Below are 14,859 nucleotides of genomic sequence, written 5' to 3' on the forward strand. Positions count from 1 at the left end.
ATGGAGAGGTATGATGAAATTTAATCATAACGTATTATTTATATCATCAGCAGGGCAACACATTGACAGCCCGGCGACTCAGGCACTGGAAAATCTACAAACGGCGATTAATGCGCGAGGTTTTCATGCTCATATCGTCCATCAGATAAGTGATGGCCTGAAGTTAATCAAAGAGAGTCCAAAATACAGTGCGATTGGTATTTACTGGGATGAAAGAAACCCTCTTATTGGTACTGACACGCTCTCCTTTATTGAAATTTTTCGACAAAGAAATGCCTCAACACCATTGTTGCTACTCTCTGAAAAAAATATTACTGACAACGTTCCCCTCGGGATATTAAAAGAAGTCAGTGAGTATATCTATTTATTCTCTGAAACCCCGGAATTTACTGCTAATCGTATCTATACACTGATACGTCGCTATGCTGATAATTTACTGCCACCTTATTTTAAAACCCTGAAAAACTTTACCGAAGATGGCGACTATTACTGGGACTGTCCCGGGCATATGGGGGGCATGGCCTACCAAAAACACCCGGTCGGTATTGAGTTTATCAATTTCTTCGGTGAAAACATGATGCGGGCTGACATTGGTGTCGCTACCGCAGAGATGGGGGACTACCTTATCCATGCCGGCCCATCGAAAAAGTCTGAGGATGTGGCTGCAGAGCTGTTCGGTGCTGACTGGACCTTTTACGGTGTTTCAGGCTCCTCAGGCTCTAACCGAATTGTTGCACAAGGGGCCGTTGCTGCAGATGAAATCGCAATTGTTGACAGAAACTGCCATAAATCACTGAATCATGGTTTAACCCTTTCTCAGGCACGCCCGGTTTATCTAAAACCGACGCGTAATGCTTATGGTTTGATTGGCCCGATCCCCACTCAACGCTTAAAAAAAACCAGTATTGAAACTTTGATCAGCAAAAGCAAACTGGCCGCTGATGCGATCAGCCCCGCACCGACCTATGCGGTGGTCACCAACTGCACTTATGATGGTTTCTGTTACAACGTCAATGACATTGTCAAACATCTGGGTGCCAGTGTGCCACGAATTCACTTCGATGAGGCCTGGTATGCTTATGCGCGCTTCCATCCACTATACAGGGGGCGTTTTGCCATGGATGCAGAGGACATCCCCGAACGCCCGACTATTTTTGCCGTCCAGTCCACACATAAAATGCTGCCATCCCTGTCAATGGCATCCATGATCCATGTAAAAAAAAGCGATCGTGCACCACTGAATTTTGACGACTTTAACGATGCCTTTATGATGCATGGCACCACCTCACCTTACTATCCCATCATTGCCTCTATCGACGTTGCCGTCAGTATGATGCAAGGGGAATCTGGTTACTCTCTAGTTCAAGAGTCCATTGAAGAGGCCATCGCATTCCGTAAAGCCGTCGTTTCGGTCAAACGTCAGATTCATGAACAGGAAGGGGGGGCCGCCTGGTTTTTTGATGTATTACAGCCAACAGAAGTCCGGGATGACCATAGCGGTGAGCGCTATAACTTTGAAACGGCACCATCGTCATTACTCAGCCATGACCCAGCATGCTGGACGCTACGAGCGGGTGAATCATGGCACGGCTTCAACGCTGACGACCTGACCGATACCGACAGCATGTTGGATCCAGTGAAAGTGACCATTACCTGCCCAGGGATCAACACAGAAGGGCAATATGAAGAACAAGGTATTCCAGGCTATTTGCTCACGAAATTTCTGGATGATCGACGTATCGAAATAGCCCGAACAGGGGACTATACGGTGCTGATTTTGTTCTCTGTCGGGATCACTAAAGGCAAATGGGGGACGCTGATCGAAAGCTTGTTAGCATTTAAAAAGCTTTATGACACTGATGTGCTAGCCGTTGATGCTATTCCATCCTTAAAAGAACAGTCACCGCATTATGACCATCTGACACTTAAGCAACTCTGTCAGTCAATGCACGAAGAAATGCGGCATCTTGATCTCATGAAGCATATTAATGATGCGGTAAATACGGATCCAGAACCGGTGATGACACCTGCCGCGGCTTACCAGAAGGTACTGCGCTATAAGGCCGAACATATCCGCCTTAATGATTTCAGTGGTCGCGTTGCCGCCAGCATGCTGGTGCCCTATCCCCCAGGTATTCCGGTTCTGATGCCCGGGGAGCGTATGCCTGACAACGACACCGGGATTATTGGCTATCTCCGGGCACTACAAGCATTTGACAAGCGTTTTCCTGGCTTTGAACATGAAATTCAAGGTGTCAACGTTGATGATAAGGGGGACTTCTGGGTCAGGGCCATCATCGAAGATGACAGGCAAGCAGTGGCAGTGCCAGAACAGACTACATTCAGACGTCGGGTATCATCGACGATTAAGAAAGGTCGCCAATAATCGTTTGTAATAAGGAAGTCCGGCACGCAATGCCGGACAGCAAATTGGCCACACTCAGAGGACTCCATGTATGGCAGATAACACAGCCCCATCAGCAGATGGACATAAACTCGGCCTGATTGCATTGATCGCTATCGTTGTTGGTTCTATGTTGGGCGGTGGCGTATTTAGCCTTCCACAGAATACTGCCGTTACATCGGCTATAGGCCCGGTTATCATTGCGTGGATCATTGCCGGGATCGGTATTTATTTTATTGCTAACTCATTTCGAGTTTTATCTGACTTGCGTCCGGATCTGCAAGCCGGTGTATATATGTATGCACAAGAGGGGTTTGGATCTTTCATTGGTTTCAACGTGGCCTGGGGCTACTGGTTAATGACCGCATTTGGTAACGTTGCTTTCGCCGTGATTTTAATGGACGCACTGAATGAGTTCTTCCCCGGAGTATTTACTGATGGCAACAATCTGAACTCAATTATTTGTGGTTCAGTCTTAATATGGGGATATAACTTTCTGGTCTTATCAGGTACGAAAGTCGCCGGGTTTATTAATACTATTGGTACCATTGCTAAATTAGTCCCATTAATACTGTTTGTTATATTACTTGGTTTTTTAATTAACTATTCACAACTACTGACTAACTTCTGGGGGAATGCGCCACAAATTACCACCACCGTTAATCATCATGCGGAATCGGTATCATTGATGTCACAAATCCTGGCGCCAATGACCGTGACTCTCTGGGCATTTATTGGTGTTGAAGGGGCGGTAGTCTTATCGGGTCGAGCCAGGAATAAGAAAGACGTTGGTAAAGCCACATTGCTGGGGTTCATCATTGCACTGGTTATCTATATTCTGATGTCCATTTTACCTTTTGGTGTCTTATCTCAACCTGAACTGGCCCTGGTCAGCAATCCATCAACAGCGGGTGTACTGGCAAAAGTAGTAGGCTCCTGGGGCAGCTGGTTAATGAATATCGGCTTGATTATCTCCGTGTTAGCCGGTTGGTTAGCCTGGACAATGCTGTGTGCAGAAATCCCTATGGTGGCGGGCCAAAAAGGCGCGTTCCCGCGTGCTTTTGCCCGCACTAACAGTAAACAGGCGGCAAATGTCTCATTGTGGGTCAGTAGTTTTGTCATGCAGGCAGCGATGTTACTGGTGTACTTCTCAAATAATGCCTGGACCACCATGTATAATATTAGCGCCTTAATGGTGGTCCCCGCTTATATCACCACCACACTCTACATGGCCAAAATTTGCCTGAACCGGGAATATGATGCCTACGCGAAAAAAGGGCGTGTGCTGGCATTGACCAGCGGTATTCTGGGCGCACTTTTCTGCCTGTTTATTCTTTATGCCAGTGAGATTCAGTATGTTGCTCTGGTCCCTCTGTTATTAACGTGTGGCTTACCGGTATTTGTGTGGTCACGTAAAGAAAAGCATGATAACAAAACATTATTTAATGCCACTGAATATATTTATTTAGCTATTCTTTTATTACTGGATATTATTATCATTGCTTTACTGGCAAAAGGTATTATCAGCATTTAAGGTTATCTTTACCCCATCGTGGTGAGCGTGAATTATCCCACGCTCACCACTAAAATACGGGCTGCTTTATACTCCTGCCAGGCCATGCTCCCCCTATTTTTATCCTGTAGAAAACAAATATAACAATTCTGATGGGCTACTCACTACCTAAATTTCATTTATGGTCTACCCTTTAAACAGGAGTAGAAACATGTTTTAAAACAAAGAAATACTGTTCAGTAAACTGATATTTAAAGAGGGTTTTATGAAAAAAGCACTGATCGCTCTATCCGCATTGCTGATGACGGTTCCCGCTTTCGCGGCCGAAAGCACCACGACATCATCAGCCAGCCAGGGAGCTGAAAGTTCTCAATCCACATTAAATAAAGTCGAGCAAGGTGCGAAAAGCGATTGGGACAAAGCCAAAGCAGGCGCGGAGAAAGACTGGAGCAAAACCAAAGAAGCCACTGAAAAAGGCTGGGATAAAACGAAAAAAGCAACCAGAAGAGATGCCAGCACGACTAAAGACGATGCGGCAAAAGGCTGGGATAAAACCAAAGAAAGCACCGAAAAAGGCTGGGATAAAACCAAAGAAGGCACCAAAAAGGGTTGGGATAAAACCAAAGAAGGCACCGAAAAAGGTTGGGATAAAACCAAAGAAGGTACCGAAAAAGGTTGGGATAAAACTAAAGAAGGCGCAGAAAAGGGTTGGGACAAAACCAAAGAAGGCGCAGAAAAGGGTTGGGATAAAACTAAAGAAAGCGCAGAAAAACTACAAAAAAGAATTTCAGAATAATTAACACCCGCTTCGTCGGGCTCATTCAGAGAGTCCGACTTACCCGCATATACCAGGATTTGAGCCTGCCCGATTTCGGTGACGAAAAAACCAAAAACCAGGCCCGCCAGGTTTGCCTTGATTGCGTGCATCACGTGAATGGGCAGTGTGCATAAAACTAAGTCTGACATTGACGCTTTATCTGACACCTGTCCCGGTTGCTGACTGAAATACAACCCGGCATCAAAACGTACTATTCAACGCTGAAATATTACGGTTGTTCCTGCAAAGAACCCAGAGAACAATCTACTCTTTCAGATTAAGTAAGTGTGTACCTACCCCCCAGTTTTCCAGCTGGATTCCATTTTTGGTTAACTCCAGTATGGCGAAGCTGGCATTGTGATGGGTATAGCGCCGCAAGTCTTCACCTTTCAGGCATCCTTTAAGGTGCCAGATCAGCGCGGTTAGGACATCTCCATGAGTCACAACGAGCACTGTCTCTTGTGAATACCTGGCATCAAGATCATGAATAAATTCAAGTAAGCGCTCACAAACATCCTCAATACTTTCCCCCCCTGGCGGAATGAACCATAGGTATTCCCCCCATTCCTGCTCTTTCTCTTTTAACACGGTGTACTCTTTCCCCTGAAAGGTACCGTAATGTCGCTCATGCAAACGAATATCAAGAGTGATCTCGCACTCAAACTGCTGCATCAACAGTTCGGCACTGGCTGTTGCACGAATAGCAGGAGAACTATAAATATGTACAATATCCCTGTGTGCTAGTGCCTGACGAAGGGCAACCACTTGCCGTACTCCTAATGACGTTAACGGGCTGTCTAATTGCCCCTGAATAATCCCCTGGCGGTTCCAGGCGCTTTCCCCGTGTCGAGCCAGGATAAGTTTCATACTGCTCCTGTTATTCAATGGTGAACTGAGCGCAAATATAACGCCAGAATAGCCTGGAACCTTCAGCAAATTTAGTCATCAGTTAACAGGTTTATCCGGAGATTCAGATGGCCGTCTGGAGCCCAGGAGCATAAAACCTGGCGTTACCACTGAATCATCACCGCGAAAACAAATGTTGCCAGAACACTGGAAATGCTGCGGCCATCACCTGACCGTCATGATTAATCCCCCTCTTTCCGGCACCTGAATGGGTTCACTCAACAGGGAAATCATACTGATAATACGGCATTTTTTTCGTTGTAATATTTATATAATATTTGTCATCAATGATTACGGTTATTATGGTGATACCATGCCATACCTTATGAAATATCCGTCAAAAAATACCTCCTTATTATTGTGAACTCCCCCCATCGATATGGCTTAATTATTGTGGAAAATGTGACCTCACCCCCCTTATGTATTAGCAAATATCACAACGGATATTCATTGATATGAAAAAAATATTCGCTTGCTGTTATACCACCTCAGCCCTTTGATACTGGGAAATGCCTTCCCATACGGAAGACAAGGATATTTGTTTATCGGCAAATTGAGGGTTGCCTCAGATTTTCGATATGTTAGGGTATATAGCGACCACTATTTCTCATCAGGAATATCCATATATAAATCAAAATACAGGAAGCTGTTTATTGCATGGCAATTAAATTAGAAGTAAAAAATTTATATAAAATATTTGGCGAGCACCCACAGCGTGCGTTTAAGTATATTGAAAAAGGCATATCAAAAAGCGAATTACTGGAAAAAACAGGGCTGTCGCTTGGCGTTAAAGACGCCAGTCTGACCATTGAAGAAGGCGAGATATTCGTCATCATGGGGCTATCCGGTTCAGGAAAATCCACCATGGTTCGCCTTCTCAATCGCCTGATTGAACCGACCCGTGGCCAGGTAATGATTGATGGTGTTGATATTGCAAAAATATCGGATGCGGAACTTCGTGAGGTCCGTAAAAATAAGATAGCAATGGTCTTCCAGTCATTTGCTCTTATGCCTCATATGACAGTCCTGAATAATGCCGCTTTCGGTATGGAGCTGGCTGGTATTCCTGTTGCTGAACGTCAGGAAAAAGCATTAGATGCACTGCGCCAGGTAGGACTCGATAATTATGCTCATGCTTATCCCGATGAACTTTCCGGCGGTATGCGACAACGTGTTGGTCTGGCTCGGGCTCTGGCTATTAATCCAGACATATTATTAATGGATGAAGCATTCTCAGCACTCGATCCATTAATTCGTACTGAAATGCAAGATGAGCTAATTAACCTACAATCCAGACATCAACGTACCATTGTTTTTATCTCTCATGATCTCGATGAAGCAATGCGCATTGGTGACAGAATTGCCATCATGCAAGGTGGTGAAGTGATACAGGTGGGCACACCTGATGAAATTCTGAATAATCCTGCTAATGATTACGTACGCACCTTTTTCAGGGGCGTGGATATTAGTCAGGTCTTTAGCGCCAAAGATATTGCCCGTCGTAACCCAGCAGGATTGTTACGTAAAACCGCCGGTTTTGGTCCCCGTTCTGCACTGAAATTATTGCAAGATGAAGATCGCGAGTATGGCTATGTTATTGAGCGCGACCAAAAGTTCCTTGGCATTGTTTCCACTGATTCAATAAAAGCTGCTCTTGCCGCAGGCCAGGGACTTGATGCCGCTTTTCTGGAAGATCCCGCACCGGTCTCAGCAGAAACGCCCCTCAGTGAGTTGCTCTCTCATGTAGGCCAGTCAGCCTGCTCAGTTCCAGTTATCGGAGAGAATCAACAGTATATCGGTGTCATCTCGAAAGGGGTGTTATTGCAAGCATTAGACCGTGAGGGGAGCCAATAATGAGTGATGCAGCGAATCCGTGGGATACCGGTAGTGAAGCAGTACAGAACACTGCCGCTTCAGAAGATGCATGGGGCAGCGCAGGTGCTGATGCCGCCCATACGACAGCAACAAATGCCGCCAGCAGTGCAAATGACTGGCTGACGTCAACCGCTGATACACCCGTAGAACATTTTAATATCCTTGATCCTTTTCATAAGACACTGATCCCGCTTGATTCATGGGTCACTCAAGGAATCGACTGGGTTGTAACACATTTTCGTCCGTTGTTTCAGGGAATACGTGTCCCGGTTGATTATATTCTGAGTGGCTTTCAACAAGCCTTGCTGGGGATGCCTTCCGCTGTCGCCATTATTCTGTTTGCGCTTATCGCCTGGCAGATGTCAAGCCTTGGTATGGGGGTGGCAACACTCATATCACTGATAGCCATTGGTGCAATCGGGGCCTGGTCACAAGCAATGGTCACGCTGGCACTGGTGCTTACAGCGCTCTTCTTCTGCGCAATAATAGGTTTGCCGATGGGGATCTGGCTGGCACGCAGTGACAGAGCCGCAAAAATAATCCGACCGTTGCTGGATGCTATGCAGACCACACCGGCCTTCGTTTACTTGGTACCTATCGTTATGCTGTTTGGTATCGGTAATGTCCCGGGGGTGGTGGTTACCATTATCTTTGCCCTACCCCCTATTGTGCGTTTAACCATCCTGGGGATAAAACAAGTCCCTGAAGATTTAATCGAGGCAGCACGCTCATTTGGTGCCAGTCCACGCCAAATGTTATTTAAGGTTCAGCTACCACTGGCGATGCCAACGATTATGGCTGGCGTTAACCAGACACTCATGCTTGCCCTGTCCATGGTCGTCATCGCATCAATGATTGCGGTTGGTGGTTTAGGTCAGATGGTACTGCGCGGTATCGGCCGCCTGGATATGGGGCTGGCTACCGTTGGCGGTGTCGGGATTGTTATCCTTGCCATCATCCTTGACCGTTTAACCCAGTCTATTGGTCGTGATGCACGCGCCAAAGGCAACCGTCGCTGGTATACCACCGGCCCACTGGGTTTAGTTACCCGTCCCTTCATTAAATAAGCCTGAGTGGCGGTGATAAACCGCCATTCCCGCCCATATCACAACATAAAAAGGAATAACGATGCGACATACCGCGATTCTAGCCACGGCTTTTGCGACACTCGTTACCACTAGCCCCCTGACCTTTGCAGCCGACTTGCCGGGCAAAGGTATCACCGTACAGCCAGTACAAAGTACCATTGCTGAAGAAACCTTCCAGACCCTTCTCGTGAGCAGAGCCCTGGAGAAACTGGGTTATACTGTCAGCAAACCTAGCGAAGTGGACTATAACGTCGGCTATACTTCTATTGCCTCCGGCGATGCAACGTTCACCGCCGTTAACTGGCAGCCGCTGCATGATGACATGTACGCAGCCGCTGGTGGCGACAAAAAGTTTTATCGTGAAGGTACCTACGTCACAGGTGCAGCACAAGGCTATCTGATTGATAAAAAGACCGCTGATCAATATAAAATTACCAATATTGAACAACTGAAGGATCCGAATATTGCCAAGCTGTTTTCCCGAAATGGTGAAGGTAAAGCAGAACTTACAGGTTGTTCACCTGGCTGGGGTTGTGAGGCAGTCATCAATCACCAGAACACCGCTTATGGTCTGGAAAAAACGGTGAATGTAAACCACGGTAACTATTCTGCCATGATGGCGGATACCATTTCTCGGTTCAAAGAAGGCAAGTCCATCCTGTACTATACTTGGACACCTTACTGGATCAGTGATGTCCTGAAACCGGGTAAAGAAGTGGTTTGGTTACAAGTTCCATTCTCCTCCCTGCCAGGGGAACAAAAAGACATTGATACCAAACTACCGAACGGTGCCAATTACGGCTTCCCAGTGAACACGATGCATATCGTGGCCAACAAACAGTGGGCTGAAAAGAATCCACAAGCGGCAAAACTGTTCTCTGTGATGAAACTGCCACTGGCTGATATCAATGCACAGAATGCCATGATGCATGAAGGGAAATCTTCAGAAGCAGATATCAATAATCACGTTAATGGCTGGATTAAGGCGCACCAGGCTCAGTTCGATGGTTGGATTAAAGAAGCATTAGCTGCTAAATAATCAGCACAGTAAGCACTGAACGATACGCTGAAATCGGACAGACAGGGCAAGCATGCTCTGTCTGTCTTTAATTTTTAGATAACCACAATAACAATTAGTTAGTTAAGTGCGATGCAAAAATTGTCATCATAACCGCACAAACTAACACCCATATTATCTTTGCCTGACCGATTTATTGGTTATTATTCGTCTCCTTTATGGCAAGCGAAAATCAATGAAAACAACAATGAAAACACCTCAACCGGAACTCAGCAGCACACTTATCGTCCTGATGTCTGTGGCTACCGGGCTGGCTGTAGCCAGCAATTATTATGCACAACCTCTGCTTGATACCATTGCCAATGCTTTCTCGCTTTCAATCAATCAGGCGGGGTTTATTGTAACGGCGGCACAACTGGGCTATGCCGCCGGGTTACTCTTCCTGGTGCCACTCGGGGATATGTTTGAACGCCGTGGTTTGATTGTCACCATGACCCTGCTGGCTGCTGGAGGAATGTTGATTACTGCCAGTAGTCAGTCATTGTGGGTGATGATCCTCGGCACGGCTCTGACGGGGCTTTTCTCCGTCGTTGCCCAGATCCTTGTTCCTCTGGCTGCAACCCTGTCTGAACCAGCAAAACGAGGAAAAGTGGTCGGCACCATCATGAGTGGGTTACTGCTGGGTATTTTACTGGCCCGTACTGTGGCTGGGGTACTCGCCAGTATCGGGGGCTGGCGTACCGTATACTGGGTTGCCAGTGTCTTAATGATTCTGATGGCAGTGGCCTTATGGCGCGGTTTACCTCGGGTTAAACACGAAAATCATTTAAGCTACCAACAACTTCTGTTATCTGTTTTCACTCTTTTCACACAGAATTCGCTGTTAAGAACCCGGGCGTTATTGGGTTGCCTGACCTTCGCTAATTTCAGTGTTCTCTGGACATCAATGGCTTTCCTGCTCTCAGCGCCTCCCTTTAATTATTCTGATGCAACTATTGGGTTGTTTGGCCTGGTCGGTGCGGCAGGCGCTCTGGGTGCTCGCCCGGCTGGCAGTTTGTCAGATAAAGGCAAGTCACACCTCACAACGAGCTTTGGTTTGCTGCTACTCTTTCTTTCATGGGGTATTACAGCCTCAGGCCAGTTCTCCGTGATCGCTCTGATTATCGGTATCCTGATCCTTGACCTTACGGTACAGGGAGTGCATATCACTAACCAAAGTGTGATTTACCATGTGATGCCAGAAGCCCGTAGTCGCCTGACGGCAGGTTATATGACCAGCTACTTTATTGGTGGTGCGGCAGGGTCGCTGATTTCTGCAGCGGCTTATCAGCATGCGGGCTGGACAGGAGTCTGTATTGCTGGGGGGACCCTCTCTTTACTCAGTCTGCTGGTCTGGTGGCAGGGATACCATAAACAACCGATATAAGTAGGGGCACGGGTCAGAATACCCGATTGCACCCTCAGTTAAGGTTGCCGGATGGCTATTCTGCCCCCCATCATTCTGCGATGGCGCTGAATAACACGTACTTACAGTACAATGCATAATAATGGGGAAAATCAAGCCACAATGATTTATCTACCGTTGAAAGTGCAATGGTTGTTTCATCCAGAATAAAGCCCAGAAAAACCGTATTCAAACGTATATAAACGTATGTTTTTGTATAACCCAGACATTTACTTTATTTGTAACTATCGTTACTATACCGAACGAAACTAATGAGGTAATACCCTAATGGATAGTTCGTTTTCTCCTATTGAACAGATGCTTGCCAACCGTGCTGAACGTTGCAAAGATTTTCCTTACCAGGAAATTCTCCTGACACGTTTGTGTATGCATATGCAAAGTAAGTTGCTGGAAAATCGTAATAAGATGTTGAAGGCACAGGGGATAAACGAAACACTCTTCATGGCGTTAATCACTTTAGAAGCTCAGGAAAACCAGAGTATTCAACCTTCAGAGTTAAGCAGCGCTTTAGGTTCATCACGTACTAATGCCACTCGCGTTGCTGATGAGCTGGAAAAGCGGGGCTGGATTGAGCGCCGGGAAAGTGATAACGACCGCCGCTGTTTACATTTACAGCTGACGGAGGAGGGATACGCATTCTTAAATCAGTTACTGCCCCCCCAACATCGTTGCCTGCACCAAATTTGGTCATCGCTTAATGAAGATGAAAAAAATCAGCTCGAAACCATTACTCGCAAGCTACTTACTCGCCTTGACCAAATGGATAAAGAGTCACAGCCAGGTTAATGAAGCCTGTTGAATGGTATTTATTACCTTAAAGTACACCTATCCTTAATTTCTCTGAAACTGACAGGTCTGATAAGACCGATTGAACTGTCTTGCCAGATAGTTCAATGAAAAATCATCAATAAGTGGAGATAAACATGAGTGCAAATGCGGAGACGACGACCCCGCAGCAACCGAGCAGGAAAAAAAAACGTAAGAGTATTCTTCTCGTTTTAACCTTCATGTTTGTTGCTATTGCCGTGGCATATGGCGTCTATTGGTTTTTAGTATTAAGACACTACCAGGAGACTGATGACTCGTATGTATCGGGAAATCAGGTGCAGATCATGGCACAGGTATCCGGTAGCGTAACGAAAGTCTGGGCGGAAGATACGGATTTCGTTAAACAGGGCGATACCCTGGTCAGTCTTGATCCTGCTGATGCTGAACAAGCCTTTGAAAAAGCACAAACTCAGCTGGCGTCCAGTGTACGCCAGACACACCAGTTGATGATCAACAGCAAACAGTACCAGGCGAATATTGAGCTACAAAAAACAGCACTCGCCAAAGCCCAGCATGATTTAAACCGTCGTATTCCACTGGGGGATGCCAATCTGATTGGCCGTGAGGAGCTTCAACACGCCCGTGATGCGGTGGCCAGTGCCCAGGCAGAGCTGGATGTCGCCGTTCAGCAATACAATGCGAATCAAGCGATGATCTTAGGCTCACGCCTTGAAGATCAACCGGTGATTAAGCAGGCGGCAGCCCAAGTCCGAGATGCCTGGATGGCGCTACAACGGACAACCATCATTAGTCCAATGACAGGCTATGTCTCTCAGCGTGCGGTGCAGGTAGGTTCACAAATTACCCCTGCCACGCCGTTAATGGCCGTTGTTCCTGCTCAAGGCATGTGGGTTGATGCAAACTTTAAAGAGACTCAGCTGGCGAATATCCGTATTGGTCAGCCAGCAACCGTAGTGACTGACATGTACGGTGATGATGTCGTATTCACCGGTACAGTTGTGGGTCTGGATATGGGAACCGGGAGCGCATTCTCTTTACTCCCAGCACAAAATGCCACCGGTAACTGGATTAAGGTTGTTCAGCGACTTCCGGTACGTATAGCGTTAGATGAAAAACAGATCACTGAGCATCCACTGCGCATCGGTCTGTCAGCCTTAGTGAGTGTCAATACTTCTGACAGAAATGGGGCGGTATTGTCATCACAAATCCGCACGACTCCGGTATACGAAAGTAATGCTCGCGTGCTTGATATGACCCCGGTCAATACGCTCATCGACCAGATTATTCAGGCCAATGCGGGTTAATCAATCGGAGGCTGTATGGCACAACAAAAGCCGCTAGAGGGTGCATCCCTGGTCATTATGACCATCGCACTCTCATTGGCGACCTTTATGCAGGTGCTGGACTCCACGATTGCGAACGTGGCAATTCCAACTATTGCAGGTAACCTTGGTTCATCACTGAACCAGGGGACTTGGGTTATTACCTCTTTTGGTGTCGCAAACGCTATTTCCATCCCGATTACAGGCTGGCTCGCAAAAAGAATTGGTGAAGTAAAACTGTTTCTCTGGTCCACCACTCTGTTTGTTATCGCCTCATGGGCTTGTGGGATGTCAAGCAGCCTTGAGATGCTTATTTTCTTCCGTGTTATTCAGGGGCTGGTTGCCGGGCCATTAATCCCCTTGTCGCAAAGTTTATTACTGAACAACTATCCCCCGGCAAAGCGCAGCCTGGCTCTGGCATTGTGGTCTATGACCGTGGTAGTGGCCCCCATTTGTGGCCCTATTCTGGGGGGCTATATTAGTGATAATTATCACTGGGGTTGGATCTTCTTTATTAACATCCCTATCGGTGCCATTGTGGTTGCCCTGGCGCTGAAAACACTGCGAGATCGTGAAACACGTACTGAGCAGCGGCGTATTGATGCTATTGGCCTTGGGTTATTGGTGATCGGGGTTGGCAGCCTTCAGGTCATGCTGGATCGAGGTAAGGAACTCAGCTGGTTTGAGTCTTCCGAGATTGTTATCCTTGCCGCTGTTGCGGTGGTCACGTTGACGTTTTTAGTGGTGTGGGAACTGACAGATAAAGAACCGATTGTCGATTTATCCCTGTTTAAGTCGCGTAACTTCACTGTGGGTTGTATTTGTATCAGTCTCGCCTACCTGATTTACTTCGGTGCCATTGTTTTACTTCCCCTGTTATTACAAGAGGTGTATGGCTATACCGCCACCTGGGCAGGTTTGGCCTCTGCGCCGGTAGGACTGTTACCCGTGCTACTGTCGCCGATTATTGGTCGTTTTTCCCATAAGATTGATATGCGTCTTCTGGTGACATTCAGCTTTATTGTCTATGCCTTGTGCTTCTACTGGCGTGCCTACAGTTTTGAACCAGAAATGGACTTTGCTGCCGCTGCCTGGCCGCAGTTTGTTCAGGGGTTTGCTGTGGCATGTTTCTTTATGCCACTGACGGCAATAATTCTGTCTGGCTTACCGCCTGAAAGGCTGGCCGCAGCATCAAGCCTGTCAAACTTCCTGCGTACATTGGCAGGGTCTATTGGCACCTCAATTACCACAACCATGTGGAGTAATCGGGAGTCATTGCACCATTCGCACCTGACTGAGTCGATTACACCATATAACCCAAACTCGATTGAAGCCTACCAACAGCTGGAAAACTTAGGCATGAGCCATCAACAGGCTTCTGTCTATATTGCGCGGCAGATAACCGAGCAAGGGTTGATTATCTCTGCCAATGAGATTTTCTGGATTTCTGGTGGCATATTTATTTTACTGATTGGCCTGGTCTGGTTTGCCAGACCTCCATTTGGTGCTGGTAAAGGTGGCGGCGCTCACTAGCATTCAGGCTATTTTACCAGAAATAACATTATGTTAGTTATCACTTCAACGGGAAAGCTTTTGCTTTCCCGTTTCATTTTATCCATATCTTCGATCTGCCCCCCAATCCCCCCCTCTCAATGACGTTCA

11 protein-coding genes are annotated in these 14,859 nt (G+C 46.8%); 10 read left to right on the forward strand and 1 reads right to left on the reverse strand.

From position 1 onward, the window contains the following. Positions 1 to 10: 10 nt before the first annotated feature. The 3 genes from JK154_RS10420 (at position 11) to JK154_RS10430 (ending at position 4,713) form a co-directional block, all read left to right on the forward strand. A complete protein-coding gene (locus tag JK154_RS10420) occupies positions 11 to 2,386 on the forward strand; it encodes an Orn/Lys/Arg decarboxylase N-terminal domain-containing protein (protein ID WP_249215859.1) in 2,376 nt (791 codons plus the stop codon). A 70-nt stretch (positions 2,387 to 2,456) separates the two neighbouring features. Next, positions 2,457 to 3,938 carry a basic amino acid/polyamine antiporter gene (locus tag JK154_RS10425; protein ID WP_211992479.1) on the forward strand — a complete coding sequence of 494 codons (1,482 nt, stop codon included), beginning with the start codon at positions 2,457 to 2,459 and terminating at the stop codon, positions 3,936 to 3,938. 244 nt (positions 3,939 to 4,182) lie between these two features. After that, a complete protein-coding gene (locus JK154_RS10430; protein WP_211992480.1) occupies positions 4,183 to 4,713 on the forward strand; it encodes a hypothetical protein in 531 nt (176 codons plus the stop codon). 285 nt (positions 4,714 to 4,998) lie between these two features. On the opposite strand, the gene JK154_RS10435 is transcribed toward JK154_RS10430, so the two are convergent. Then, positions 4,999 to 5,601, reverse strand: coding sequence for a histidine phosphatase family protein (locus JK154_RS10435; protein ID WP_211992481.1), 603 nt, complete (start codon positions 5,599 to 5,601; stop codon positions 4,999 to 5,001). Positions 5,602 to 6,297: 696 nt separating this feature from the next. Between JK154_RS10435 and proV the strand changes: the two genes are divergently transcribed. The 7 genes from proV (at position 6,298) to emrB (ending at position 14,730) form a co-directional block, all read left to right on the forward strand. Continuing rightward, positions 6,298 to 7,494, forward strand: coding sequence for a glycine betaine/L-proline ABC transporter ATP-binding protein ProV (gene proV, locus JK154_RS10440; RefSeq protein WP_211992482.1), 1,197 nt, complete (start codon positions 6,298 to 6,300; stop codon positions 7,492 to 7,494). Then, positions 7,494 to 8,582, forward strand: coding sequence for a glycine betaine/L-proline ABC transporter permease ProW (gene proW / locus JK154_RS10445; RefSeq protein ID WP_211992483.1), 1,089 nt, complete (start codon positions 7,494 to 7,496; stop codon positions 8,580 to 8,582). Before proV ends, proW begins: the two co-directional genes overlap by 1 nt. 61 nt (positions 8,583 to 8,643) lie before the next feature. Continuing rightward, a complete protein-coding gene (gene proX, locus JK154_RS10450) occupies positions 8,644 to 9,642 on the forward strand; it encodes a glycine betaine/L-proline ABC transporter substrate-binding protein ProX (RefSeq protein ID WP_211992484.1) in 999 nt (332 codons plus the stop codon). A 226-nt stretch (positions 9,643 to 9,868) separates the two neighbouring features. After that, a complete protein-coding gene (locus tag JK154_RS10455; RefSeq protein WP_211992485.1) occupies positions 9,869 to 11,047 on the forward strand; it encodes an MFS transporter in 1,179 nt (392 codons plus the stop codon). A gap of 306 nt (positions 11,048 to 11,353) precedes the next feature. Then, on the forward strand, positions 11,354 to 11,872 hold the full coding sequence (gene mprA / locus JK154_RS10460; protein ID WP_211992486.1) for a transcriptional repressor MprA: 519 nt from the start codon (positions 11,354 to 11,356) through the stop codon (positions 11,870 to 11,872). 137 nt (positions 11,873 to 12,009) lie between these two features. Then, on the forward strand, positions 12,010 to 13,179 hold the full coding sequence (emrA, locus tag JK154_RS10465; RefSeq protein ID WP_211992487.1) for a multidrug efflux MFS transporter periplasmic adaptor subunit EmrA: 1,170 nt from the start codon (positions 12,010 to 12,012) through the stop codon (positions 13,177 to 13,179). A gap of 15 nt (positions 13,180 to 13,194) precedes the next feature. Then, the gene (emrB, locus tag JK154_RS10470) at positions 13,195 to 14,730 is read left to right on the forward strand and encodes a multidrug efflux MFS transporter permease subunit EmrB (protein ID WP_211992488.1); all 1,536 of its coding nucleotides are present in this window, start codon (positions 13,195 to 13,197) and stop codon (positions 14,728 to 14,730) included. Positions 14,731 to 14,859 lie beyond the last annotated feature (129 nt).

Source organism: Citrobacter sp. JGM124 (genome assembly GCF_018257795.1).
GTDB lineage: Bacteria > Pseudomonadota > Gammaproteobacteria > Enterobacterales > Enterobacteriaceae > JGM124.

Bases quoted from the DNA above. Each gene is read 5' to 3' on its own strand.
- emrB (WP_211992488.1), top strand. From the start codon at position 13,195: ATGGCACAACAAAAGCCGCTAGAGGGTGCATCCCTGGTCATTATGACC.
- mprA (WP_211992486.1), top strand. From the start codon at position 11,354: ATGGATAGTTCGTTTTCTCCTATTGAACAGATGCTTGCCAACCGTGCT.
- JK154_RS10425 (WP_211992479.1), top strand. From the start codon at position 2,457: ATGGCAGATAACACAGCCCCATCAGCAGATGGACATAAACTCGGCCTG.
- proW (WP_211992483.1), top strand. From the start codon at position 7,494: ATGAGTGATGCAGCGAATCCGTGGGATACCGGTAGTGAAGCAGTACAG.
- proV (WP_211992482.1), top strand. From the start codon at position 6,298: ATGGCAATTAAATTAGAAGTAAAAAATTTATATAAAATATTTGGCGAG.
- emrA (WP_211992487.1), top strand. From the start codon at position 12,010: ATGAGTGCAAATGCGGAGACGACGACCCCGCAGCAACCGAGCAGGAAA.
- JK154_RS10430 (WP_211992480.1), top strand. From the start codon at position 4,183: ATGAAAAAAGCACTGATCGCTCTATCCGCATTGCTGATGACGGTTCCC.
- JK154_RS10420 (WP_249215859.1), top strand. From the start codon at position 11: ATGATGAAATTTAATCATAACGTATTATTTATATCATCAGCAGGGCAA.
- JK154_RS10435 (WP_211992481.1), bottom strand. From the start codon at position 5,601: ATGAAACTTATCCTGGCTCGACACGGGGAAAGCGCCTGGAACCGCCAG.
- JK154_RS10455 (WP_211992485.1), top strand. From the start codon at position 9,869: ATGAAAACACCTCAACCGGAACTCAGCAGCACACTTATCGTCCTGATG.
- proX (WP_211992484.1), top strand. From the start codon at position 8,644: ATGCGACATACCGCGATTCTAGCCACGGCTTTTGCGACACTCGTTACC.